The sequence below is a fragment of the Paraglaciecola arctica genome (genome assembly GCF_018861065.1).
Lineage (GTDB): Bacteria > Pseudomonadota > Gammaproteobacteria > Enterobacterales > Alteromonadaceae > Paraglaciecola > Paraglaciecola arctica_B.
Map to the genome: position 1 here is coordinate 24,027 of NZ_JAHKQO010000019.1, position 24,217 is coordinate 48,243.

Consider the following 24,217-nt stretch of genomic DNA (forward strand, 5'->3'; position numbering starts at 1 on the left):
ACGAATAAGGAGGGGCGATATGTCGGAGTTTATTGTTAGTCAGATGCATATCGAAGCGGCTAGAAATTCGACTGATGACTTTAATCTTTTTCATGATAAAAATCGCTGGCATCATATTCAATCAAATCCTTTTGAAGGGCCAATAGCCCTCGGTTTTCAGCTCGGTTGTTTTGTTGAAGATCAGGTTAATCGTTCCTCTAAAAATTACCGTCATTACCTTGAATCCGCAGGCTCATTACAGGGGCATTTGGAACCTTTTAATTTTAGCCAATATGAACTGAGTTTTGCGGGTTCGGTTGGACCCGGTGACAATATTGAATTGGTTGTGCGTGATGGTCGGTATTCGGAAGTATCAGGCATTCAGTGTTTTACCAATAGAATTGCTCTTAAAGCCAACCAAAAGACGGTTTTGCTCGGTTACAAACGTTATTCAAGTGAACACTTAATAACAGGTGTAGAACCCTTACCTAAACTTAGTGAGGTGATAAATGGCAAAGATAGAAGTTTTATTGGCGCACAGCGATATTTCTTAAAACGTAAATATATGATTGTTGGCAACGCCAAAAATTTTCTGGCGAGTGCCTTTGCTGAACAATCAGAGTATATAGACGAATTTGTCGATAAAGTTAGTTTTCCAGAAATGTACCCCTTAAGTTTAGTGTCGTCGGCGTTACTTGAAAGAGCCAAAGCCGAGGGCCATAATCTAGTCGAAAAACCAATGATCTATGTGTCCCATAAATTATCAATTGATAGAGGGTTGTTAACTAAGCTAAAAAGCAATGATGTGTTAAATATTTTGGTTAGCCCGCGACATTCCCTAGACAAACAAAACTCTGACAATGTGACGCAATTTTGTTCTTGTGTGTTATCAAATCAACAAGTGTTATTTCATGCTGAAATACAATTAGCGCCACTGTCAGCATTAATAAGCCGCTAGTTTGTATTCGACGGACCGGTAAACTCATGGATTTGCTGAACCGAGGCTACTGATTTTTATTGGCCAAACGTTCAATGATTGTTTTGTGTTGCGGAAACTGACTAAGTAATTCGTCTTGACTTACTTCTATCATGTCTTCCATTTCCCACCCAGGAGCGACTGCTTCACTCACCAAACCAAAGGATCCTGATGTGAGTTCGGCAGCTTTATAGGTGCCGCCAGGAACAGCGAGCTGCAACTGCTGACCATTTAAAATATCGGGCCCAACCACCACCTTTTTATATTCACCATTTGGATAAATCATATGGTAAGTAATGGGGGCTCCCAAATGGTAAAATTCGATACCGTCAGAATACTTAGTGTGAAAATGATCGATATTGTTGTCTGCAGTCAACATGTAGTAGATAGCTGTCATGGTTGTGCGGTTGCCTCGATTAGTGGCAACGGTATCTCGGTGTTCGGCTTTAAAGGTTTGACGAAAATAGCCACCTTCGAAGTGATGTTCTAAATTTAGTTTTGCTATCACTTGTTCTTTGGTCAGTGATTCAGCGTTGCTTGCAAAATTTTGATTACTCATTGCTATTATTTCTCAATATTTTAAGGATACGTGCATAGATGATTTCGGCCAAATTCCACTCATATCCATTGAAGTCGGTTGTATTATTAAATTGCACAACCACAGTGTCGATGTCTTTATGGTACTCAGCAAAACTTTGGTAGCCAACTAATAGACCGGTGTGTTTGTAGACATATACTGAGGAATAAATCTCTTGTTCTCCTTCATTAAAGACTGAGCCGTCGTTTAATGCCCGTAAAAATATCCCCACATCTTCGGCTGTGGCAAGCATTAGACCGGTATTTTCAGTCTTAAAATCTTTATCAACTCCAACATAATAGCCACTCATTAATTGTTCTATTTGTTGTTCACTTAATTCATCAAGTGAGCCAAAGGTGTTTTTTAGGCCTAGAGGCTGCAAGATTTCCTGTCTGATATATTGCTGATGTGGGTATCCTACTACCTTATCAATGAGGTCAGAAATCAACATATAATTAGTATTGGAATAGCCATAACCTTTATCAGGCTCAAAGTCTGCAGGTAAGTCTAATGCGTAATCTAAGGTTTCTTGTTTGTTTTTCGGCGGTTTTATCCAGAAATCGGGGTGATCTACGAAATTTGGAATACCACTTCGATGTTGCAACATCATTTTTAAGGTGATTTTGTCAGCGTTTTCAATTCTGTCTTTAAGTTCTGGAAAGTATTCTGCCAGGGTTTTATCTAAAGACAAACGTTCGGCTTTGACTAATTTTGCTGTTGCCACTGCAACGTATAACTTAGTGATACTTGCAATTTTAAAAATCGCTTGGGGGTAGGCCGGTATCTCCTTTTTTCGATCATGCCAGCCAGCCGCATAAAATTCTGCTGGTTTTCCTGCTTGGTCCACATAAACAATAATGCCGTCGAGGTCGTGATCTAGAGCTTCAACTAGTTGTTCTTGAACTGTATTGGGCAATGGCAGTATCCAAGCCCATACCAAAATCCAAGGAACGAAAAACATAGAGATAAAGGTACTAGACAACAATATGACTCTAAAGATTAGTTTGGTCCGGTTTTTCTGCATACAGTCTTATTCCTTGCTGAAGAATATCCCAAATAGTCATCCAAAATTTTTTGATAGGTTACCAGATGCGAGATTTAAAATAATTAAAGATGTAAAAATTCCGTTTTTTGAACTTCAGGTAAGCTGCGAGATATTTGCAATTTGAGGTTAATTAGCACTTTGGCATGGTTAATCTATGCTAAAACAATGACAAAAGTTTTTTCTGAAATTTATTCAACCGTGAGAACGAGTTACCCAATATGTTTTTCTAATCAATTACTGATTTGGCCATGCACGTACGTTCAAGTGCATCAGGTCAAGTAGGAGGGGAAATGCAAAAAATTAGTAACCTAAACACACTAAAACTTTTTGAAAGTGCACATATAGGTGTGGTGATCCATACATGGGACACATCTATTGTATATGCGAATCCACAAGCTTTAAATTTACTCAGGTTGAGCTACGAACAAATCATTGGAAAGGATTCTTATGACAGTCAGTGGCACTTTATTGATGACCAATATCAAAGACTCAATATAAAGGATTATCCAGTTAACCGAGTGGTAGCCGGCGACCGGATACAGAATAAAGTGCTAGGCGTTATAGATGGTTCTAAAGAACGAATTTCTTGGTTAATGGCCAATGCTTATGCCGAACACGGTTTGAATGAATCTGGTTTTGTTATTGTCACCTTTATTGATGTAACTGACAGTCATCAGGGTTTTTCATTTGAGCAAATCGTAGAAAATGCCCAAGACATAGTTGTGGTGACCAAATCCGATAAGTTGAAAGCACCTTTAGGTCCTAAGATTGTTTATGTCAATAAGGCATTTGAAAAACTGACCGGCTATAGCAAAGAAGAAATAAAAGGTGAGACACCACGAATATTACAAGGCTCCTTAACGGATAAAGTTGCCTGTAAGAAAATTCACGATGCTTTGGAAGAACAAAAACCGGTTACCGAAATCTTGTTAAATTATTCAAAAACTGGACAACCCTATTGGTTGGATATCAACATCATTCCCCTTTTTGATAGAAATGGTGAGGTTACGCATTTCGCCGCTATTGAACGAGATGTTACTGAAAACCGGTTTCATCTTGAACAACTCACAAAACGTAACGAAGATTTAAAACTCTTAAAAGATGAATTAAAAAATCTAGTTGCTGAAAGAACTCGGGAGTTGCAGCAAGCTAACGAAAAGTTAGCTTTATTGGCCTATTTTGACCCATTAACGCAAATACCCAATAGGCGTTATTTTGTTGATCAATCCACTCGGTTAATCCATTTTTGCCAACGTCATGAACATATATTGGCGGTCGGTCTATTAGATATTGACGACTTTAAGTTGGTCAATGATAAGTATGGCCATGATTTGGGTGACGAAGTACTGAGTGCTTTGGGGGCATGTCTCAAAGATTTTTTCCGTCAAGACGATGCTTACTGTAGGTGGGGGGGAGAGGAGTTTGCGTTTGCAGTGGTATCAACGGAGCTGCAAAGTACTGAAAAACTATGCCTACGCTTACTCAGTGCGATTAATGCGATGACAATTTCCAGCGATACTGGTGTCAAGTTGAGTATTAACGTTAGTATTGGTGTTTGTGTGCGTCAGGCGAATCCAAATGAGCCTCTGGATAGCTATATGAAAATTGCTGACGGGGCACTGTATAGCTCAAAATCGAAAGGCAAAAACAGGGTGACATTTGCATCTGATGTTAAGTAAAACGTTACAAGCAGGTACATCTCACTCAGATGTGACTTTACAAAGCTTTGTTGTTTGTCGAGGAAATTTAACTAGTACTCAGAGCACTCTGGATGTGAGTTAATTGAAAAAGAAAAGGCTTATTGAGGTACCGCAAAGTGTTTTCTAACCCACTCAGAATTTCCATCAATGAATCCAATAAATTCTCTTTGTAACATTAGTTCATAGGTGTTATCTGCTACTTTTTGAAGTAGCCGAGTTTGATTGTTCTTGGGAAACAGTTTTGTCTTTGCTTTTTCATACTCATCGATTGATTTGCGTAACTTTTTCCCTGCAATCCCTAGAGAAGTCGACTGCATGTCTACAATTTCAAGCTCGAGTTCACTGAGTTTTTGGGATTGTAAATTGTCTATACCCAATTTTTGCAAAACGACTAACTTTCAAGAATAGTATTGAAACCACCATAGATTAACCGTTTACCATCAAAAGGCATGGGGTTGTTTTCTTCAGACATTCTAGGATCTTCCATCATTGCCCCCCAGCCAGCATCACGCACCTCTTTTGAAGGCCACACTACCCACGAGAATACCACAGTCTCGTTTTCTTTCGCCTGTACAGCTAAAGGCAAAGACGTGACCTCACCGTCAGGCACATCGTCGCCCCAGTTTTCTACTATTTGCAGTGCGCCATATTCTTTAAATACCACGGCCGATATTTTGGCATGTTCCCTATACTTATCCTTGTTTTCAGAAGGTACTGCTGCTACAAAACAATCTACATATGACATGTTTGTTCCTTTTTCGTTGAGTTGAAAAACTGACTATTTTTAGCTGATATAAAAAATATAACTGTATACCCTAGTTAATTTATTTGCATATTTTATTGTGGGTATTTTTGGGATTCTCAAATCGCTGCAATATTATGATTTTGTTATTTTAATCAGAACAGCCAAACCTGACAGGCTCGATTGTTTTGTTGTCGACATTTCTTATCCCGAGCTCAGGTTATATAGACAAAAACCCCCTTAACTCATCCTGTCTAGCCAATCCATCCTGCACCCCTAAATCAATTAATTCACGACAAAATTCTTTTTCAAATAATAGGTAACTTAACAAACTAGAATCAGCTTTATCGTGTAACCCCATCATTCTGAGTAGCATTTTTATCCCTGAAGGCATGCGATGAAAATGTTTGGCAGCCATTTCGTTAAAGTTAACCGTAGGGTTGATAGCTAAGGTGTCTATGGTTTTTAACTGGGTTTGCTGCTGTTGTTTGTAGGTCATATGCGCGATGGTTTCATTAATACGCGTTAGGCGTTCGAGATCAGATTTTAATGTGTCAGCAAATATTGTATCGAGAAGATGACCCGCTATGGCAATACTACTAGGAAAGCGGTTCATATCTACAAATCGAGAGGTTTTTTCTGGTTGTTCTACACCTATGATAAGTATTTTTTTGGCCCCGAGATGAATCGGAGGACTAAGTGGAGAGAGTTGGTGTACCGAGCCATCCCCCAGAAACTCTCCTGACATTTTTACCGGTGGAAACAGCATAGGAATAGCGGAAGATGCAATCAAGTGTTCTGAATTTAAAGTGCAAGGTATACCGCGTCGTTGCTCTCGTTGCCAAGGTTCGATATCACTTTGCCCTTGGTAAAAACTAATCGAATCATGACTAGTGTAGCTAGACGCATTTACGGTGATTGCACGCAAATGACCACTTGCAATATTGGTATCAATTCTCTGAAAATCTAAGCGACTTCTAATTAACCGTCTCAATGGTTGATTATTTAACAAACTAGATGGATTTTTTTGATGTTGTTCGGATTGAAAACTACTTAAAAAATTCCCAGCTAAGTGTTTAAAGACGTCACGAATGCCGCTGTCGTATACTTGACGAGTATTAAAATTTTTCCATACCCATTCTAATTTTCTAAGTCCCAAATGGTAGCATGAAGCATAGCAGGCTAGACCTGTTGCATTGATGGCTCCGGCTGAATTACCGCACACTATAGGGAAAGGTATACCTTGGTTACGGGGCAAAAAAGTGGCGATGGCTTTAAGTACGCCTAACTGGTATGCGGCCCGAGCCCCACCCCCTGATAATAATAACGCGTATTGGTTACGTTCTGACAAAAAATGGCTTCCTATAATTTAAAGCTTAACCCTTCGGCGGCAGCAAATAGTTCCAAATCTGCTCCGCCAATCTCAATGATTTCTTGGCAGTGTTTCTCTATTTCGGCAATTTGATCATCAGTACGAATGTGGTCGTGGCTATACAATGCCATACGTTTGGCACGACTGCCCATAGCTAATTTTACCGCTTCTTCGGCTACAGAATGTCCCCAACCTGATTTAGCGGGCATATCTGAAATTAAATATTGAGAATCATGGATGATAAGATCTGCGTCACGGCTAAATTCTACCCAGTCTAAAAAGTCGGTATTCTTTTTGTACGGAGGGTATAACTCATTGTCAGTAATATAGGCTACTTTTTTATCATCGGCTTCTATGCAAAATGAACTACCACTTCCAGGATGATTCATGGCCAAACGACTAATTTTAGCGTTGCCAATTTTCCAGCTATTGACATTCTTGGGTTGCGGAACTATCTGTATATTTGAGGGTAATGTTTTGTAATCTACAGGGAAATAGCTGCCACTCATTTGCTCCAAAATGGCATCATTTGCGTCAAAGGTAATTTGCCCTGGGGTAATGAAAATATTGCGGTTTGCTTGATAGATAGGGGCAAAAAATGGAAAGCCCTGAATATGATCCCAGTGGTTATGCGTCAATAAGAGATGAATGTCGTTGTTTTGTTTGACTAGCTTTTGGCCAAGGTTTTTTATGCCAGTACCAGCATCCAATATAAAATCAGTGCCGTCATCTAAACAAACATGCACACATGCAGTATTTCCACCATATTTTACAAATTCTGGGCCAGGAGCAGGGCAGGAGCCACGTACTCCAAAGAAGGTCACTTGCATTTATGTACTCATTTCTAAACTAATTACGTCCATGAGTTGAAAGATTACCACTAAAGCTATTTTGGATTAAGTATAAACTTATTAGCAATGGTATGTATGTAAGTTTCTAAGAGTCTGTTTTATATAATGAAAAAGCGCCATAAAGGCGCTTTCTTAAAAAACAATCAGGCTGTTAAATGTTAGCAGCAAACTCCGCACACTGTGCAATTTCAATTAATTGCTTTTCACCACTGCGACGATTTTTGTACTCTACTTTTGACTCATCTAGGTTACGCTCACCTATTACAATGGTGTGTGGTATACCTACTAATTCCATATCGTTAAACATCACACCAGGACGTTCTTTTCTGTCATCGAATAAGACTTCGACACCAGCGTCTAGCAATTGTGTATACAAAGCTTCGGCCACTTCTTTAACACGATGCGATTTGTGCATGTTCATTGGAATAAGTGCAACTTTAAAAGGAGCGATTGCTTCTGGCCAAATAATTCCGTATTTATCATGATTTTGTTCAATCGCTGCTGCGACAATTCGCGAAACACCTATGCCATAACAACCCATACTAAGTATTTTGTTTTTGCCGTTTTCGTCTAACACGCCACAGTTCATTGCTTGTGAGTATTTATCTCCAAGTTGGAAAATATGGCCTACTTCAATGCCGCGTTTTATTTCTAAGGTGCCTTTACCATCTGGCGAGAGATCACCTGCTATAGCGTCACGAATATCCGCTATTTGATACTCACCAGCATCTCTTGCCCAATTCACACCAGTAAAGTGAACACCTTCTATGTTGGCGCCACAAACAAAGTCGGCTAACTGCGCAGCATCTCTATCCGCAATAACTGGAATAGTAATACCTACCGGCCCAAGAGAGCCAATTGTACAATTTAAGGTATCTTGAATTTGTTGCTCGCTAGCCATAGTCAATGGAGCATAAACGCCGTCAAGTTTTTCTGCTTTAACTTCGTTTAATTGGTGATCACCACGCAATACTAAAGCAACTAAACCTTGATGGCCTTTTTCATCTGGCTCGGCCAAAACAATCAGTGTTTTAACTGATTGTTCTGCAGGTATATTTAAGAAAGCCGATACCTCTTCAATAGTCTTTTGCTCTGGAGTAGCGACTTTTTCTAGATTTTGCTTACCTTCAGGGCGCTCTCCTGTCGGAGCCAAAGCACTTGCCATTTCAATATTTGCGGCGTAATCAGAGTCGTTACTAAAAGCAATATCATCTTCGCCTGATTCGGCAAGCACATGAAACTCATGGGATGCACTGCCACCAATCGAACCGTTATCGGCTATCACCGCTCGGTAATCTAAACCAATACGTTCAAAAATATTGCAGTAGGCTTGATACATATTTTGATAGGTTGATTCCAAACAGCTTTGGTCAATATGAAATGAATACGCGTCTTTCATAGTGAATTCACGACTTCGCATAATGCCAAATCTAGGGCGTATTTCGTCCCTGAATTTAGTTTGCACCTGATACAAGTTAAGCGGCAGCTGTTTATAACTAGTCACTTCGTTTTTGACAAGCGAGGTGATTACTTCCTCATGGGTCGGGCCTAAAACAAAATCTCGAGATTGACGGTCTTTTATGCGCAGTAATTCGGGACCATATTCTTCCCATCGCCCTGATTCTTGCCACAAATCGGCAGGTTGAACTACAGGCATTAATATTTCAATTGAGCCCGCTTTATTCATTTCGTCACGCACTATCTCGGCTACTTTATTTAAAACACGCAAACCAGTAGGTAGCCAAGTATATAAACCGGCCGCTAACTTTCTGACCATACCTGCACGTAACATTAACTGGTGGCTAATGACTTCTGCGTCGGCAGGGGTTTCTTTTTGTGTGGACAATAAATATTGGCTAGTACGCATGAACGATAAAATCTCTGGGTTTGAAGTAAAAAACGGCGCTTATTCTAACAGCAATTATGACTAAAGCCATGATTGTAATGGGCTTGAAATTAAATTTTTTGAATCGTATCTACAACATTTTGTTGATTAATAACACGCCATTGAATGTTGAGGTCGTATAAAGTCATACCGTAAGATTTATCGGAATGAGAATTTTGATGATACGCAGGGCGAGGATCTTGGCTGAGCACCTCCGAAATAAGTGACTTTAATCTAGGGTAGCGGGAAGTCAGTTGGTCGAGTTGTTCTCTAGCTTGTTTACTAAAAATGACAGTCATCAATTCCGGTTCATGTTGCGCGATACCGCCTAATGCTTGTGGTTGGCTATCGGCGTAGGGCACATAGGGTTTTATGTCCAAAATAGGCGTGCCATCTAATAAATCAACACCTTGGACAGCGAGTACAAGTTGTTTGTTTTTATAACTTACCTCTGCAAATTCAACCACAGACATGCCAATACTATTAGGTCTAAAGGTACTACGTGTGGCAAATACACCTTGTTTTTGGTTGCCACCTAAACGGGGAGGACGAACTAAGGGGGAGTGACCTTTTTCAGCGGTTTGGTGAAAATGAAATAATAACCAAACATGGCTGAATTGTTCTATGCCCCGAAGGTAATTAGGATCATTAAATTCTTTAGAAAAGGTTATCTCGCCAATTGCACTTTTTGCCAGACCAGGTTGCCTGGGTATCGCAAATTTCTCTTTATAGGGAGTTTGAATGTTACCAATAGGGTGAATGTTGATGCTCATAAAGGACGGGTACTGCGCAGAAAAGTGGAGTTGAGTATGTTGTATGGTTGCCGAAACTTAGTGTTTATTCAATAAATATATCCTAACTTAAACAAGCATAAGTGCCTAATAGCATTCTTCTATCTCATTGGATACCATGCAGGTATTCTGATTAAAAGGGTTATCCAATAGTGTTTGAAATAAAGGTTACTGAACAAGATTTGTTATCACATTTATATTTAACAGGTTTGATTTGCCAAAAAGGTATGACAAATTTTACCTTGTTTGGCGATACTTTATGTAGCGAACACCCATTGGAAAGCGAGCAACTTTCCACCTCTGACTCTACTTCGTTCAGTGCTCAAGCAGACCAACATAAATTGGTTATTTTTACCGAAGGTTTACATCTACAGCAATTATCTATAATCGCACAGACGTTATCCGGCTTTCTCGATATTGCCTTTTTTCGAGTTATTCAAGTAGAAGGGTTAAATGGTTTTGCTATTTGTGCTTTTGTTACATTAAAAACTCAAGATAGTTTAAACGACCAATTAGAAATGGTAGCGAATCGTTTTTGCGTTGAATTATGTTTAGTCAACAAGACACCTCAGTTATCTGAACCTGGTCTATTGTTGATGGACATGGATAGCACAGTCATAGCGGTTGAATGTATTGACGAAATTGCCGAGTTGGCGGGGGTGGGTGAACAAGTATCGGCTGTGACGTTGCAGGCAATGCAAGGTAAATTGGATTTTGCGCAAAGTTTACGAACTCGAGTTGCTTGTTTAGAGGGGGCTGATGAAGCCATTTTACAACAAGTACGTGATGCTCTACCTCTTATGCCAGGCGTCGCAAATTTGGTTGAAATTTTACAATCTTATAATTGGAAAGTAGCAATAGCGTCTGGTGGATTCAGTTACTTTGCAGATTATTTACAAGATAGGCTAAACCTTGATGCTGCGGTAGCCAATGACTTAGATATACAGGATTCGAGACTTACAGGTAAGGTGCGAGGGAGCATAGTCGATGCTAACGTAAAAGCACAGACACTGAAAACACTCGCTGATAAATGGACTATTTTACCTAGTCAGACTATTGCCATGGGTGACGGAGCGAATGACTTAGTTATGATGAATGCTGCAGCTCTTGGTGTTGCGCTGCATGCAAAACCAATAGTGCGTCAGAAAGCAGATATGGCGATCCGTCGCGGTGGTTTAGATTCATTGTTGTGGGTTTTAGCTGCCCGATAAATTCCAATCGCTGTTTAGCGAGCTGATAACAAAGGTTCGCTTAGATTTACGCCTTGAGACATATAAATATCGTCGTACATTAGGCCGCCATTGCCGTAAGGCTTTTTGGCGGGTCCTGTATTACTGATGGTCATAAAGAAAGCTAAAGGTTGCTCACGTTTCATTCTGAATTGAGCGGCTTCAAATACTTTTTGTTGCTGCTTAAATTCCCCTCCACGTATATAAAGATCATAACTTTGACCTAGTTCTTTTAGTGTGGCGTTGTTGATGACATACCAAAGCTCATACCAACTGTTTTCAACAAGAGGACGTGCAGCTTGTCCGGTTTTTAGATGCTGGATTTTGTGATAACTCTTGTTGTCGCCCATCACCATTAAAGTGCCATCATTTTTGTAGCCATTGGATTCAAGTTTATCTGTGACTCGAAGCATTGGTTCAAACGCATTGTAGTTTTGTTGTTCAATTTCTTTGGCTGATAAATTACTTAGACCAAATGAATGGTTGTTTGGGAAATATTCGACCTTAATTCGAGTGTAAAAAGTGAAGGTTTCGCCCACTTCCACCTCTATGGGAAGTTTAATAATGCTCATTGCCTTTCTGTTACCTACTACGCCCTCTGCTGCAGGCTTTTTGATTAAATAATGATTATTGATGCGGGGCTCTAATCGCACTTCTGTCACTTGAGGATTGTTGACATAAGGCTGAGTATTGTTGTCAGTATCCATCATTAACCAATTAGTGAGAGGATTGGCTTGTTCAAAATTGTCTACTAATAACCAATGAGTTTGTTTAGGTAATGACTTTGGATCGTGGCTATAGGTATCAAAAACTACAAGGGATAAACATAACGCCAATATCGATAGCAAATAAGACATCTGTTTTTACCTTAGGTTTTCAGCAATTGTTCTATTCCCACTTGTTTTACTTTGTGAGTAGCGGGAGGTTTATGGTTGAGCAAAATAGCATTTTCAGAAAACTCGTAACGCCTTAACACTTCGTCAGTTACATCAATAATATCGCCCATGGCTGATATATTCCAAAGCTGTTCTTCTAGTAATTTCGCTTTATGTACCGCATAAACACCCACGTAATTGAGTTCTGACTGCATGGTTTCAAAATCAGGTCTACCAGTTCGAGCCAAGAATACTTTCACCGCAATAAATTGACCATGTTGTAGCGCTTGAGCGACAAACTGCCTGCGCTGTTCCGGTTTAGTAAACTGGTCTACAAAATAACTGTTGATAGCGTCGCCAATTACTTCTTTACTCGGGTCGAAAGCAATAAACAATTCGCGCATTTCAGGGCGATCATTAGGTTTAATTTTTGCCAACGTGTGGTTAATAAAGTCGTGGCGCTTTTGTGCGTTGCGAAAAAGTGGGTATAAATTGAAGTGCTTAGGTTTAGCCTGAAAGTTGAGTAGTTGAGTTAACCTATTGCTTTCGGTCGAGGTTGCGACCGCATCGGGTACAAAATCGACACCGTCTTTACGTAAAAAGTAGGCAACATTAATCACATTCTTAGCATATATATTACGCAACGCTTCCCCAATACCTGGTACTTCTTCTTCGTCACGATATGCTTTGAGTTTTGAGCGGTTAGACTTGATTAGGGCCTCAAAAAATCGTCTCGCAGTATTGCTTTCTTCAGTGACAAAATTTTGCAAGTGCACTACATGTTTGTCTTTAGACAGGTTTCTAACGATGTAGGGTAAATCCGTCAATTCATATTTTGAAGTGACCGACTGTAACTGTGGAAAACTAAGATTGACCTTCACCTTATCGCTTTGGTGGAAAAATTTCTCTAACTCAATTCGCAACCCTTGGGTTGATATATCTTCGGTGTGCCCCTCAATAACCACTCCATCAACGTTGACTTGTACAGCGGTCCTCAATAGAAATCGTGTTTCCCGGCGCTGGTTAAAATACTTGAATCGATAAACTGTTACTAAAGGGGGCGGACGATTTCGAGGATGACCAAACACTTTAAGCTGTGCCAATTGTTCTCGTTTTATTTTGAATTTTTGATAATGCTCGGTACTAATGTCGTCGGTGACATTGGTTAGCAAGGCAACGTGATGGATGTTTTTTAACCGCGACATCAGGCGTGGAGAAGGCTTTTGGTTTTGTCTTTTTACCTTATCGTTAATCGAATTGCCTATAGAGAGTGGGCGATAACTCTGCTGAGGATCAACTTCGGTAAACTCTAACTTATAGATCCTCCAGCTGATTTTGCGAGAGCCATACCCTAAAAATAAGTTCTTTAAGTCTGGTTTAGCATCGAGCTCAGCATGGGTGGCGGAGTAAAAATAGACTTTTTCATTTTTAATATGGTTAAACACAAAAATGAACATTTCTTGGCGATTTTTATTAAGAGAAAGGCCGTGTTTGATACGTTCGTCACTCAATAAATAGCCGATTTTTAAATCTTGTAGTTCATTTGCCCAATACTGAATTTCTTCTCTGTTGCAATCATTGGCTAAGGCATACTTTGGACTGTATTGCTCGTTCACTTTTTCGATAAAAACCGGGATAGATACAAAGCTGGGAATGTAATACTGTTCATAGGTTTTGTTTTGGATTGCAGTGATTGTATTGTCTAAGTTAACTTTATAGCGACGTTTGTTGCCGTGAATAAAACGCTCAAAAAATTTATCAAAAGAAGGAAATGGGGTGTCAAACTGACGTTTCAGGTTTAATCTTTGATCGTCTTTAGTTCGCTCAACACTACTAATTATATAGGCTACCCCTTGGCGCTTATCTAGCAAATATTCTTTCTCTAAGCCACGAAATTGAACGGTCAAACGTTCTTCGGGTTTTAATAGGTGTTCTTTGCTGGCCTTAACTTTTAAGCCATTGACTGATACATCGATAGTTGTAGCTTGAATGCTTTTATTTAAGTCGGTGAACATTTCGATATTAACCGAAAAATTCATGCGCTCTTCGCCTCTTTGGGCAAATCCACCAAACTTAATTATGGGAGCTTGAAACTCTTCAACTTTGGGTTTAACTACAACTGGCTTATTGCGCTGTGCTTTTGCTTCTTCTTGTTCTTTTTTATATCTAACCCTAAAGTTATTTTCGGTATTGGTGACGGCTTCATAAACGCCTATGGTGTATTCACCAAAGATGCGTACTTGGCGTTCAAAGGTTTCAATGGCAATATCGTCTAGAGAATGTTCTTTGCCTTGATGCTCATATATTCTGCATTTTCCGTCAACTAAACCACGTAAATCAATTAAGCGGATACAAGGTCGAGCTAGGCGCATCAATTCCATTTTTAATAAAAATCGTTTTTGCTTTGATATTCCCGAAGCAACCTGATTCAATACTTGGTTAAACTCAGGCTCATTAATCATAGGCTTAAGTTCTTCGATGATGTCGTGGTATTCTTCTAGATCTTGGCTCATGAATTCAAAGTAAACACATTAATATTGTTATGGGGTTAACGCTTATTTTATTGTTATCGGCAATATTGCTAAAACTATGATTTATAGACGATATTATCCGTACATAAAATACGACAATCACCTAGTGAATATCAATTTAAAATTCAAATCAATGAAAGATAACGATTAAAAATGGCTAAACGTAAAACTGCTTATGTATGCTCTGATTGTGGAGCTGAATACCCTCGTTGGCAAGGACAATGTAACGATTGCAATGCTTGGAACACTATTACTGAGTTCGTGGTGTCTTCATCAAAGGGCTCAAGTGGCCGAAGTACTGGCGGATATTCAGGTCAAACTCAAGCCAAAGTTGAACCATTGGCCAATATTAATTTACAGGCGTTACCTAGGTTTGCATCTGGCTATAAAGAGCTAGACCGTGTATTGGGTGGAGGTATAGTGCCAGGTTCGGCCATTTTAATTGGTGGTTCTCCTGGAGCAGGTAAAAGCACGATGTTGTTACAGGTCATGTGTAAAATGGCCGAGACTAAAAACGCCCTTTATGTCACCGGAGAAGAGTCTTTACAACAAGTGGCTATGCGGGCACAGCGCCTTAGTTTAGCCAATGATAAGCTCAATTTGTTAGCCGAAACAAATATTGAAGTCATTTGCGATTTGGCCTTAAAACACAAGCCTGAACTCATGGTAATAGACTCGATACAAGTTATGCAGGTAGCCGATGTGCAATCTGCCCCAGGCAGTGTGTCGCAAGTGCGCGAAAGTGCCGCTTATTTAACTCGATTCGCCAAACAAAATCACATCGCGATGTTTTTAGTTGGTCATGTAACCAAAGACGGTAGTTTAGCTGGACCCAAGGTATTAGAACATTGTATTGATTGTTCGATGATGCTCGAAGGTGAAAGTGATAGCCGTTACCGGACGTTAAGAAGTCAAAAAAATCGTTTTGGCGCTGTGAATGAACTGGGTGTTTTTGCCATGACCGAAAAAGGCCTGAAAGAAGTGAATAACCCCTCTGCTATTTTTCTCAGTCGCGATGAATTGCAATCACCTGGCAGTATAGTCATGGTTGTGTGGGAAGGGACTCGGCCACTGTTGGTAGAGATTCAGGCATTAGTGGATTATTCACAAATGGCTAATCCACGGCGAGTGTCAGTTGGGCTTGATCAAAACCGCTTAGCAATGTTATTGGCGGTGTTACATAGACACGGCAATGTGCAAATGAACGATCAAGATGTGTTTGCAAATGTTGTTGGTGGGGTCAAAGTGAATGAAACCAGCGCTGATTTAGCCTTGTTATTAGCGATAGTGTCAAGCTTTCAAAATAAAGTATTGGATCGCGAATTAATCGCTTTTGGTGAAGTCGGTTTGTCAGGTGAAATAAGGCCCGTTCCAAATGGTTCAGAAAGAATAAGTGAAGCTGCTAAACACGGTTTTAAACGCGCCATCGTTCCCAAGGCAAACGTTCCTAAAAACCGTGTCGCGGGTATTGAAATTATTGGCGTATCACGCTTATCGGAGGCGTTGGAAGCGTTTTAACCAATTAACCGTAATAAAAACTTGATTTGTGAGCGTATCTTTCGTTATTGAGCAAAGTTAAACGTAATATCAAACCTAAATGAACTATTACTTTGCGTATCCGAAAATAGGTATGAAATGACATATAGGCTCGCTTCCACATCGGCTTCTAATTCATAGCCAATATAATTAAACTCGCCAGCGGTTAAATCTCCATTACTTGCAAAGGGACCTGAGGAAACAGGGGATTCGGGAAAGTGAACGAAAACATTACTATTATTAGGATCTAAATATCCAAAATCGATTTGGTCAATTACAAACTCTCTATTGGTTAGATTACGAAGGTATAAATAGAAAATACTTCCTGATTTGAGAGTATTGTTCTCGAAATCTATCGTTCCCTGACCAATCACTGAGAATGCATCAGTTAAACTATCGGTACTTGACAAGCCAGACCCTACTGAAAATTCGCTAGAAGAGGCCGCTAGTGAAATAAAACCATCATAAGAAGACGTCAACGAATAGCTCGCGGCACCATTTGTAATCGCCAGCATTACTTCTCGGGTTGCGGTACCTTCTGTGATAGTCAAGTTGATGGGAGTGCCATCGGCTATGATGCCAGACTCTGCATTTGGGACTAAAACCAGGTCAATCTGAGCCGAATCATTATTATCATTCAATATTATGTTGGGTTGCACACCTAGATTTAGCGCTTTAGGTAGATTGGGATCGAGAATGACTTCAAGGGGAACAAGTGGTGAATCAATGCCCAGTAAACTAGCAGAGATTTGTACCGTTCCTGCAGTCAAAGCATTAACTGTGCCTTTGTCTGTTGTAGTGTTCCCTATTGAAGCAATATTTGTGGCACTACTGCTCCAATTTACTTGAGTAGATACCTCTAAAGTGGATGTATCGGAAAACGTCGCTGTAGCCATTGCTAAGAGGGAAGATTCGACTATTAGCTGAGATGCAGGGATATTGACTTGTATACTTGTCAATACTGCATCCGTGACATCGATGTTTATAAGGTCTGTAAACTCACCTATGCTTGCTGATATAACGACTTGCCCTGGGTTAATTGCCCTGAGCAAGCCAAATTCTGCACTATTATTTGAAACCGTCGCTTTTAGTACATCATCGCTAATCCAACTCACTTGTTGACTTAAGTCTTTCGTAGACAAATCTGAGTATGTCCCCACTGCGGTTAAACGTTGAGTGATTCCGCTAGGCACCATAGTCTGCGCTGCCTCAATTGCAATACTCGTTAGAGTAGCGGATGAAACCACAATATTCGCTAATCCAATCACATCCTCTAATTCAGCGCTAACTAGAGCGGTGCCTATATCTTGCGTTATCACAGTCCCACTATTTGCTGATTGCAGACTGACAAGGTTTGGGTGAGATGAATTCCACGAAACGCTCGAAGTTAAATCGATAAGCGAGCCATCAGTATAATGACCAATTGCTTTTATTTGAGACTGTGTGCCTTTCGCTATTTCTTGATTGGAAGGTTGAATCTCAATACTACTTAATACTGCGTCGCTAATAGTTAGAGTGCTAACTTGTTGAACGTCGCCTAAAATAGCGGTGATTGTGGTGCCTCCTAAGCTTATGGAGTCAGCGATACCAGGTGAAAACTCGGAGTTACTTATTTGTGCTATGCCGTCGTTACTAGACAACCAAGTAACCTCCGAAGTTAAGTCCTGAATCGTGCCATCGGCAAAGGTTCCTTGGGCATTGAACTGACGAGATTGGCCAAGTGGAAGGGAGGAATTAACCGGAGACAGTACTATTGAAATGAGTTTCGCGCTAGATACAACAACAGATAAGTCTGCTTGTTTATCTGCAATTCGAGCCGTGAGCGTTGCTGTACCTGCCATTAAAGCTGAAACGGTCGATGAGGTTTGGGCAATATTTGCTATTTTGGTATTTGAAATGCTCCAATTAACTTGGTCACCCACTTCCAGTTTAGATTTATCTGAAAACGTTGCAGTGACACTTACCGTTTTGCTTGTCCCCTTAACTAAAGAAATTATAGAAGGTGTAATTGCTAAGCCAGTCAAGGTAGCCGCACTTACATTAAAAGACAAAGAACTTGTAATGCCTTGTTTGCCTGCAATGACAGATACAGAACCTGTTTGCAGCGCTGTTAGTAAACCTGTTTCTGAGTTAATAGAAGCTATTGACGTGTCTGAAACACTCCAAACCACTTGGTTGCTTAAATCTTGCTCAGAACCGTCAGAATAAATACCTATTGCAGAAAGGCTTGAAGTCAAGCCCGCCGCAACCTGGTTAACTGCGGAGCTGATGTCTATTGACTGAAGAGTGGCTGAAGATATGCTGACATTTAAACTTGTGCTTATCCCTTCGACAGATGCAGAAATTGCTACCGAACCTGGGTTTTTTGCTAATACTTGGCCTGAGCTTGACACACTCGCTATATCAGAATTCGAAGATTTCCAGGTCACTGAATCAGTCAATGTTTCGTGTGTACTGTCAGTATATATGGCAGATAAACTTAATTGTTGTGAAGAAGCAATTGGTAAAGTTAAAGACGTAGGGGATATATCCAATGCTGTTACGGCTTTTACTGAAACATTCTGTTGAGTTGTCATTTCTTCGAATGTTGCAGTAACAGTGGTAGTACCAGCCGACAATCCAGTTATCAAGCCAGTATCCGAAATGTTAAGTATTTCTGAGTTAGCTACCGACCAGGTAACTAACGTTGTAATGTCTTGCTCAGTACCATTTGCGAGAGTACTTATCGCAGTCAATTGGATTGAATCCGAAATCTTTAGGGGAGAGGTAATTGAGGTTATTGACAAGGAGCCTAACTGTTTTTGAATAGAGATTTGAACGCTAGTACTTATCCCTTGAAAACTCGCTGTTATTGAAACGATGCCTTCTGAAACAGCAACAAGCGCACCAGTGCTCGATATGTCTGCGATACTTGGAGCGGAAGACTCCCAATCTACTGACGTATTTAATTCTTCGCTACTACTATCCGTAAATTGGCCTGTTACATTGAGTTGTTGAGACTCTGAAACTTCCATATCGTCAATGGGCACGGAAACAACCAATTCACTCAAGGCTTTAACTGTAACATTAATCTCGTTTGTTTGATCTTCGTAAGTTGCCGTTATTGAAGTGGCACCTGCAGACAAACCCGTTATCAAACCGGAGTTTGAAACTTCAAGTATGCTGGAATCGGCAACCGTCCAAGTGACCATGGAAGTTAGATCCCGGCTAGTACCATTTGAATATTCACCAGTCGTGATTAGTTGAAATGTTTCAGATACTTTTAAACTCGACTCCACCTCAGTGGTATTCATAGAGTTTAAAGAAGTGGAGGGAGTGACCGTATTAGAACTACTATCTCCGCCACCACCCCCGCAAGATGAAAGCAAGAGTAACGCGCAAAAGTAGGTTAAAAATGAATAAGACACCTTCGTTCTTCGAAATACTAGCATTTTGTAGAGATCCTAAATTCAACATTTTTCGTTGTGTTGATACTATTTACAACGATGGCATTACCTATCGTCCGATTGCACACAATTTTCACCACGTCATTAGATACACAACGATTACACTGGAATCTAAGTAGTATACGCAGAGTTTTATTGGTTGTGGTATATCATTAATCATTCCTCTAATTCACTTAAAATGCTAAAGAATGAGGAGCCTCTGCCACTCACTTTTTCGCCATTCTCACTAAAATATACAAATTAGTTTAGAATGAAAAAGAGCCTAAGTCTGCGATAGGTTTCTTGAACCATCAAATCAGCCCTTCGGTTTTTATACGCACTGTTTCTCCACAATGCTTACAGTGCACAGCATCACTATCGTGGCGATTGAGTCCGCATGAGGGACAGGCATATTTGACCTTTGCGGGGCGGAAAATAGTTTGGATCAATCGTAAAAACAACGAAATACCAAAAATCATAATCAAAACAGCCAAAATCCGACCATCGGTACCTAAAAGTGTTATATCGCCAAAACCTGTGGTCGTCAGTGTCGCAATGGTAAAATATAAGGCGTCAATGTAATTGCCTATCCCAGCGTTTTTACCTTCTTGGCTTACTAACACTACGGCCGTTATAACAAAGATAAAAACCAGTAGATTGACAATACTAAAAATTATCTCTTCGTTAGTCCGTACTAAGATGGATTGGCGACGCAGTAATCTAATGACATGATAAGATCGCAATAAACGTAAAGCACGGATAATCCGAAGAAAACTAAAGTTCGCAGCCAATGTTGGTGCCAATAATGACACAATAACAATTAAATCTGCTAAACCGACTGGATGTAAGATATCGCGAAAACGCCTCTTACTTATGAACAAGCGAACACAAAATTCAATTAAATAGGCAATACCAATGCTAACCTCAAGCCAGCGCAATTCGTGCATATAGTGGAAAAAAGAGGAGATAATGAAATACGCAATGGTTAAAACGTCAAAACCTAACAAACCCCAGCGAAATCTATTCGACGCAGTACTATTACCATTGTATAAATTGTTGATTTTTTGCTTCATTTTTTGTGCTTAATATTGAGGGGGATGTTTGTGCAGAGAGTGCAACTACCATAAACATTATCGTTGTGCTAATCAATGATTGATAGACACCTAAGAGGGAGAGGAGCTCAGAAACCATTGTGAAAATTTCAAGATTAGTGGATCTCTGAACTAATCAATACTCTCTAAGCGCTGCGGTTTACATTATACGAGTTTATAAATCATGGGAGCACAAATCATCAATACCAATAAGCTGAGTTGCCAACTTCGATAGGGGTCAACATTGTCCTTGAAGCGCATTCCAAAACACATTCGCAAACTGTTAAATTTCGAGATTAATAGAAGTAAAATCACACACAGCAATGGTGTTAAAACTAAATTTATCCAAAGTTGATATTCGGGTGCTTTTAGTAAAACCACATGGCCATTTGAAGCCATATAAGCAACTATTATGATGATACTTTGGTGCAGTATATAAAGTGGAAAGACAAAGGGATTGAGTTGGGTAATGGTTTTATTTGGCTTGTTCAAAAATTGATAAGACAGTGCCAGTATGGCGAATAAGGGCAGAATCTTATTTAAAATGTAAATACAATTAATCACTAGAGCCAAGCGTTTATTGGTTTGATGTAAGCCAGTTTGCCAGATTTCTATGAACCCTATTTGCAGCGCGACCATGGCAAGTATGCAAAGAATACATAGTAAACGGCTGTGTTGTATTAAGGTTTGCCAAAAAGCACTTCGAGCACCTAGAGTAAAACCCAAAAATAATAATACAAATCCATAATATTCACGCACTAGTTCTCCCTCTAGTTGCCATTCAATAATAAAAATCGGTATCAAAAATAGCGGTAGTAGATAGGTTATTCGTGAGGATAGCCAATCAGTTACCTTGATTGCGTTATCTATTTTGATAATAGGGGAGATTAAGATAAGTACCATACTAAAGCGCCACAGAGAGCGCAAAAACCACAGGTGGTTAACATCAAATCGAGGCCATATTCCGGACGAGTAGTTAACAAAATATTGCTGTGGTTGAATAAAAAAAGCATATACAAAACCGACAAAGTTTAACGGCATTTCACCGGCTTGTTTCATTTGCGCGAATAATTGCAGCGGTACAATAAAAAGCACACCAATCAAAAGCGGAAGTAAAATTTGATTGGTACGTTTTACCACTAGCTTTAGAACATTATGACTGTTACACATATAGGCCAAGGCAATGCCCGAAACTAACCATAAAAGACCCATTCGCCAAGGAGAGGTTAATAGCATGAGAGATTTTATATGGTCACTATCGAGAGGATTTTTATAGTGGAAGCCCCAATCAGGTACATAAACCATTGCTGTGTGATACAACATTAGTACGCCAATAGCGATTACCCTCAACCAATCTAAACAATGTAATCGGTGAGTATTCAAAGCAGCAGTTTTATTCATAGTTTTATTCGGTTCGTATGTTTAGAATGTCTCTTATGTAAATGACAGACTGTCACAAACGCCAAACTTTCAAATGGCTAACTTATTGAATTGAAAACAATAAGTGATGAGTGGTGGAAATGCGGGACCAAAGGTTTTAGATTAGAATGCAGCTTTCGAAAGAATACTTTCAAAAACACAAAGTCGCCTTTGAAATATTGGTGTTGCTTTGTTATTTCAGCATAAATGCAACGATTAACGCCACAACTGAGTTGATGGAAGAGGCAAGGGAAGCGAGTATATCATTTCAAGTATGGGAGCCCTTTGTTTGGGAATTTTCCAGTGCGTTTGCAAGCCTGTTGCTTTTTCCGGTAATTGCATGGTTTATGCGCAGAAACCCTTGGAATTGGCTAAGAATGAAAACCAGCGTTGCTTGTTATCTAATTGCCGCTTTGGTTTATGGGGTTTTACATATTACGCTAATGGTCGCAATGCGAGAGAGTGTGTATTTATTTACCGAAAGTGATTATCAGTTTTCAAATGGAATACAACAGTTACTTTTCGAATTTTTATACGAGTTACGAAAGGACGTATGGAGTTTTTGTTTTTTAGTGGCAATAATCGCCATGTATCGATATTTGATTGCACAATGGCTTGGTGATGCACAACCTATTTCTAGTGATTCAAAGGTTGAGGACAAAGTTACGATAACAGAGTCCCTACCGAACATTTTGTTAGTCAAAAAGCTGGGAAAAGAATTTTTAATTAAAACAAACAACATCGAATGGGTAGAGGCATGCGGTAACTATGTTAATTTACACATTGACAAGCAAATATACCCTATGCGCATTACCATGGCTGAGTTTATGCTTAAAAGCCGCAGTTACGGATTGGTCCGAGTACACAAATCATCTGCGGTTAATCTTAACTGGGTACATTTTATTGAACCTTTGTCGAGTGGCGATGGGGAAATCGTGATGCAATCGGGCACGAAAGTTCGTCTTTCGAGACGTTATAAAATCGATTTTGAAACATTAATTGCAGCTCAGGTGCAATTAAGTTAGTTCAAATTAAAATAAGGGTTAATTGGTAAAGTTTCTGGGAATTCTTTATCATGCCTACAAATAAAAAATCACACATTTCATCATCGATGTTTCTCAAACTACATTTATGCTTTACCCGAACATTGTTTCTAGTTGCCATAGTGTTCGGTGGAAATTGCGTAGCAAGCACTAGTAAATTGCAAGTCGTGACTGAATTGTCGCCACCATACCAAACCCTTTTAAATAATGAAGTATCAGGTTCTGCGACTAAGTTAGTCAGAACTCTATTGTCTAAATCTGGGCTTTCCGCAACAATCAGTATGTATCCGTGGGCAAGGGCGTATCAGAAAGCCATTTCTGAACCCAATACGCTCATTTACTCCATCGCGAAATCAGATAAGCGTGAAGCATTGTTTCATTGGTTATTACCGGTTGCTCGCTATAAGTTTGGCTTAGTGGCATTAAATGATAGGCAAGATCTACTGAATATAACTCTCAGTGAGGTGCAAAATTTTACGTTGGCTGTGCAGCGTAACGATATTGCTCATGAGTGGGCACTGGATAGAGGGTTGGAAGAAGGTAAACAACTCATCATTTGTTCTGATATAGGTTGTTCTTGGAAGCTTTTATTAAATAAAAAAGTGGATTTTATTGTAGAATCCCCAGAATTAATAGAAGGGATGCTAATCCAGTATAAATTGGACACTGCTACAGCCAAACATGTGGTTGCAATTCCTGAATTAGAGGTTACTGGGTACTTGGCAGCGAACGTCGATATTGAACCTGAAATTCTCAAAGAATTGCAATTGACTATTAAGAAATATTCTTCACAACTTGTGGCTGGCAATATAAAAGGGCGCTAAACGCGTAATGCCGAACAGTTACGAAAACTTTTAATACTCGATTGATAAGTCATTGGTATAAAACAATAAAATTGGATTCCGGCCAAAAGACTGCCGGAAAGACGAAGGTGAGGGATGGCAGTAAAGACTGCCGGAAAGACGAGGATGAGGAATGGCAGTAAAGACTGTCGGAAAGACGAGGAAGAGGGATGGCAGTAAAGACTGCCGGAAAGACGAAGATGAGGGATGGCAGTAAAGGCCGCCGGAATAATGGTATGGACCCACCCGCTTTCTAACAGCTTGGTAATGACCGCTTTCTAACGGCTTGGTAATGAGCCATGACGGTA

The 24,217-nt window shown here is 39.8% G+C and carries 20 protein-coding genes; 6 read left to right on the top strand and 14 right to left on the bottom strand.

Annotation, left to right across the window (positions count from 1 at the left end; translation table 11 throughout):
* Positions 1–19 precede the first annotated feature (19 nt).
* Positions 20–937, top strand: a complete 918-nt coding sequence (locus tag KO534_RS07570; RefSeq protein ID WP_215929037.1) for a hypothetical protein — start codon at positions 20–22, stop codon at positions 935–937.
* 46 nt (positions 938–983) lie between these two features.
* On the opposite strand, the gene KO534_RS07575 is transcribed toward KO534_RS07570, so the two are convergent.
* On the bottom strand, positions 984–1,514 hold the full coding sequence (locus KO534_RS07575) for a cupin domain-containing protein (protein WP_215929039.1): 531 nt from the start codon (positions 1,512–1,514) through the stop codon (positions 984–986).
* On the bottom strand, positions 1,507–2,556 hold the full coding sequence (locus KO534_RS07580) for a serine hydrolase domain-containing protein (RefSeq protein ID WP_215929041.1): 1,050 nt from the start codon (positions 2,554–2,556) through the stop codon (positions 1,507–1,509). Before KO534_RS07580 ends, KO534_RS07575 begins: the two co-directional genes overlap by 8 nt.
* Positions 2,557–2,867: 311 nt before the next feature.
* Between KO534_RS07580 and KO534_RS07585 the strand changes: the two genes are divergently transcribed.
* Entirely contained in the window at positions 2,868–4,256 is a 1,389-nt protein-coding gene (locus KO534_RS07585; protein ID WP_215929043.1) for a diguanylate cyclase, read from the top strand.
* A 119-nt stretch (positions 4,257–4,375) separates the two neighbouring features.
* On the opposite strand, the gene KO534_RS07590 is transcribed toward KO534_RS07585, so the two are convergent.
* The 6 genes from KO534_RS07590 to tsaA form a co-directional block, all read right to left on the bottom strand.
* The gene (locus KO534_RS07590) at positions 4,376–4,663 is read right to left on the bottom strand and encodes a hypothetical protein (protein ID WP_215929045.1); all 288 of its coding nucleotides are present in this window, start codon (positions 4,661–4,663) and stop codon (positions 4,376–4,378) included.
* A 5-nt stretch (positions 4,664–4,668) separates the two neighbouring features.
* Positions 4,669–5,022 carry a DUF1428 domain-containing protein gene (locus KO534_RS07595; RefSeq protein WP_215929047.1) on the bottom strand — a complete coding sequence of 118 codons (354 nt, stop codon included), beginning with the start codon at positions 5,020–5,022 and terminating at the stop codon, positions 4,669–4,671.
* 217 nt (positions 5,023–5,239) lie between these two features.
* Complete coding sequence (locus KO534_RS07600; protein ID WP_215929049.1) at positions 5,240–6,370, bottom strand: patatin-like phospholipase family protein; 1,131 nt, start codon at positions 6,368–6,370, stop codon at positions 5,240–5,242.
* An 11-nt stretch (positions 6,371–6,381) separates the two neighbouring features.
* Positions 6,382–7,221, bottom strand: a complete 840-nt coding sequence (locus tag KO534_RS07605; protein WP_215929050.1) for an MBL fold metallo-hydrolase — start codon at positions 7,219–7,221, stop codon at positions 6,382–6,384.
* Positions 7,222–7,393: 172 nt separating this feature from the next.
* Complete coding sequence (locus KO534_RS07610; protein WP_215929051.1) at positions 7,394–9,109, bottom strand: proline--tRNA ligase; 1,716 nt, start codon at positions 9,107–9,109, stop codon at positions 7,394–7,396.
* An 89-nt stretch (positions 9,110–9,198) separates the two neighbouring features.
* Positions 9,199–9,900 carry a tRNA (N6-threonylcarbamoyladenosine(37)-N6)-methyltransferase TrmO gene (gene tsaA / locus KO534_RS07615; RefSeq protein ID WP_215929052.1) on the bottom strand — a complete coding sequence of 234 codons (702 nt, stop codon included), beginning with the start codon at positions 9,898–9,900 and terminating at the stop codon, positions 9,199–9,201.
* A gap of 170 nt (positions 9,901–10,070) precedes the next feature.
* Here tsaA and serB point away from each other — a divergent pair, with 170 nt between their 5' ends.
* Entirely contained in the window at positions 10,071–11,129 is a 1,059-nt protein-coding gene (gene serB / locus KO534_RS07620) for a phosphoserine phosphatase SerB (RefSeq protein WP_354667915.1), read from the top strand.
* Between the two features lie 14 nt (positions 11,130–11,143).
* On the opposite strand, the gene KO534_RS07625 is transcribed toward serB, so the two are convergent.
* A complete protein-coding gene (locus KO534_RS07625; protein WP_215929053.1) occupies positions 11,144–12,004 on the bottom strand; it encodes a hypothetical protein in 861 nt (286 codons plus the stop codon).
* Between the two features lie 11 nt (positions 12,005–12,015).
* Positions 12,016–14,535, bottom strand: coding sequence for a PilZ domain-containing protein (locus KO534_RS07630; RefSeq protein WP_215929054.1), 2,520 nt, complete (start codon positions 14,533–14,535; stop codon positions 12,016–12,018).
* Positions 14,536–14,706: 171 nt separating this feature from the next.
* Between KO534_RS07630 and radA the strand changes: the two genes are divergently transcribed.
* Positions 14,707–16,071, top strand: coding sequence for a DNA repair protein RadA (gene radA, locus KO534_RS07635; RefSeq protein WP_215929055.1), 1,365 nt, complete (start codon positions 14,707–14,709; stop codon positions 16,069–16,071).
* Between the two features lie 44 nt (positions 16,072–16,115).
* Here radA and KO534_RS07640 read toward each other — a convergent pair whose 3' ends face one another.
* From KO534_RS07640 to KO534_RS07650, 3 genes are all read right to left on the bottom strand, one after another.
* Positions 16,116–19,496, bottom strand: coding sequence for a beta strand repeat-containing protein (locus tag KO534_RS07640; RefSeq protein WP_215929056.1), 3,381 nt, complete (start codon positions 19,494–19,496; stop codon positions 16,116–16,118).
* Between the two features lie 329 nt (positions 19,497–19,825).
* Positions 19,826–20,587 carry a potassium channel family protein gene (locus KO534_RS07645; RefSeq protein ID WP_215929057.1) on the bottom strand — a complete coding sequence of 254 codons (762 nt, stop codon included), beginning with the start codon at positions 20,585–20,587 and terminating at the stop codon, positions 19,826–19,828.
* 183 nt (positions 20,588–20,770) lie between these two features.
* A complete protein-coding gene (locus KO534_RS07650) occupies positions 20,771–22,006 on the bottom strand; it encodes an acyltransferase family protein (RefSeq protein ID WP_215929058.1) in 1,236 nt (411 codons plus the stop codon).
* A gap of 146 nt (positions 22,007–22,152) precedes the next feature.
* Here KO534_RS07650 and KO534_RS07655 point away from each other — a divergent pair, with 146 nt between their 5' ends.
* Complete coding sequence (locus KO534_RS07655) at positions 22,153–23,049, top strand: LytTR family DNA-binding domain-containing protein (RefSeq protein ID WP_215929059.1); 897 nt, start codon at positions 22,153–22,155, stop codon at positions 23,047–23,049.
* Positions 23,050–23,099: 50 nt separating this feature from the next.
* The gene (locus KO534_RS07660) at positions 23,100–23,891 is read left to right on the top strand and encodes a transporter substrate-binding domain-containing protein (RefSeq protein ID WP_215929060.1); all 792 of its coding nucleotides are present in this window, start codon (positions 23,100–23,102) and stop codon (positions 23,889–23,891) included.
* A 30-nt stretch (positions 23,892–23,921) separates the two neighbouring features.
* Here the strand turns inward: KO534_RS07660 and KO534_RS07665 are convergent.
* A partial coding sequence (locus tag KO534_RS07665; RefSeq protein ID WP_215929061.1) for a hypothetical protein occupies positions 23,922–24,217 on the bottom strand: 296 nt, incomplete at its 5' end.

Bases quoted from the DNA above. Each gene is read 5' to 3' on its own strand.
- KO534_RS07570 (WP_215929037.1), top strand. From the start codon at position 20: ATGTCGGAGTTTATTGTTAGTCAGATGCATATCGAAGCGGCTAGAAAT.
- KO534_RS07575 (WP_215929039.1), bottom strand. From the start codon at position 1,514: ATGAGTAATCAAAATTTTGCAAGCAACGCTGAATCACTGACCAAAGAA.
- KO534_RS07580 (WP_215929041.1), bottom strand. From the start codon at position 2,556: ATGCAGAAAAACCGGACCAAACTAATCTTTAGAGTCATATTGTTGTCT.
- KO534_RS07585 (WP_215929043.1), top strand. From the start codon at position 2,868: ATGCAAAAAATTAGTAACCTAAACACACTAAAACTTTTTGAAAGTGCA.
- KO534_RS07595 (WP_215929047.1), bottom strand. From the start codon at position 5,022: ATGTCATATGTAGATTGTTTTGTAGCAGCAGTACCTTCTGAAAACAAG.
- KO534_RS07605 (WP_215929050.1), bottom strand. From the start codon at position 7,221: ATGCAAGTGACCTTCTTTGGAGTACGTGGCTCCTGCCCTGCTCCTGGC.
- KO534_RS07610 (WP_215929051.1), bottom strand. From the start codon at position 9,109: ATGCGTACTAGCCAATATTTATTGTCCACACAAAAAGAAACCCCTGCC.
- tsaA (WP_215929052.1), bottom strand. From the start codon at position 9,900: ATGAGCATCAACATTCACCCTATTGGTAACATTCAAACTCCCTATAAA.
- KO534_RS07625 (WP_215929053.1), bottom strand. From the start codon at position 12,004: ATGTCTTATTTGCTATCGATATTGGCGTTATGTTTATCCCTTGTAGTT.
- KO534_RS07630 (WP_215929054.1), bottom strand. From the start codon at position 14,535: ATGAGCCAAGATCTAGAAGAATACCACGACATCATCGAAGAACTTAAG.
- radA (WP_215929055.1), top strand. From the start codon at position 14,707: ATGGCTAAACGTAAAACTGCTTATGTATGCTCTGATTGTGGAGCTGAA.
- KO534_RS07645 (WP_215929057.1), bottom strand. From the start codon at position 20,587: ATGAAGCAAAAAATCAACAATTTATACAATGGTAATAGTACTGCGTCG.
- KO534_RS07650 (WP_215929058.1), bottom strand. From the start codon at position 22,006: ATGAATAAAACTGCTGCTTTGAATACTCACCGATTACATTGTTTAGAT.
- KO534_RS07655 (WP_215929059.1), top strand. From the start codon at position 22,153: ATGCAGCTTTCGAAAGAATACTTTCAAAAACACAAAGTCGCCTTTGAA.
- KO534_RS07660 (WP_215929060.1), top strand. From the start codon at position 23,100: ATGCCTACAAATAAAAAATCACACATTTCATCATCGATGTTTCTCAAA.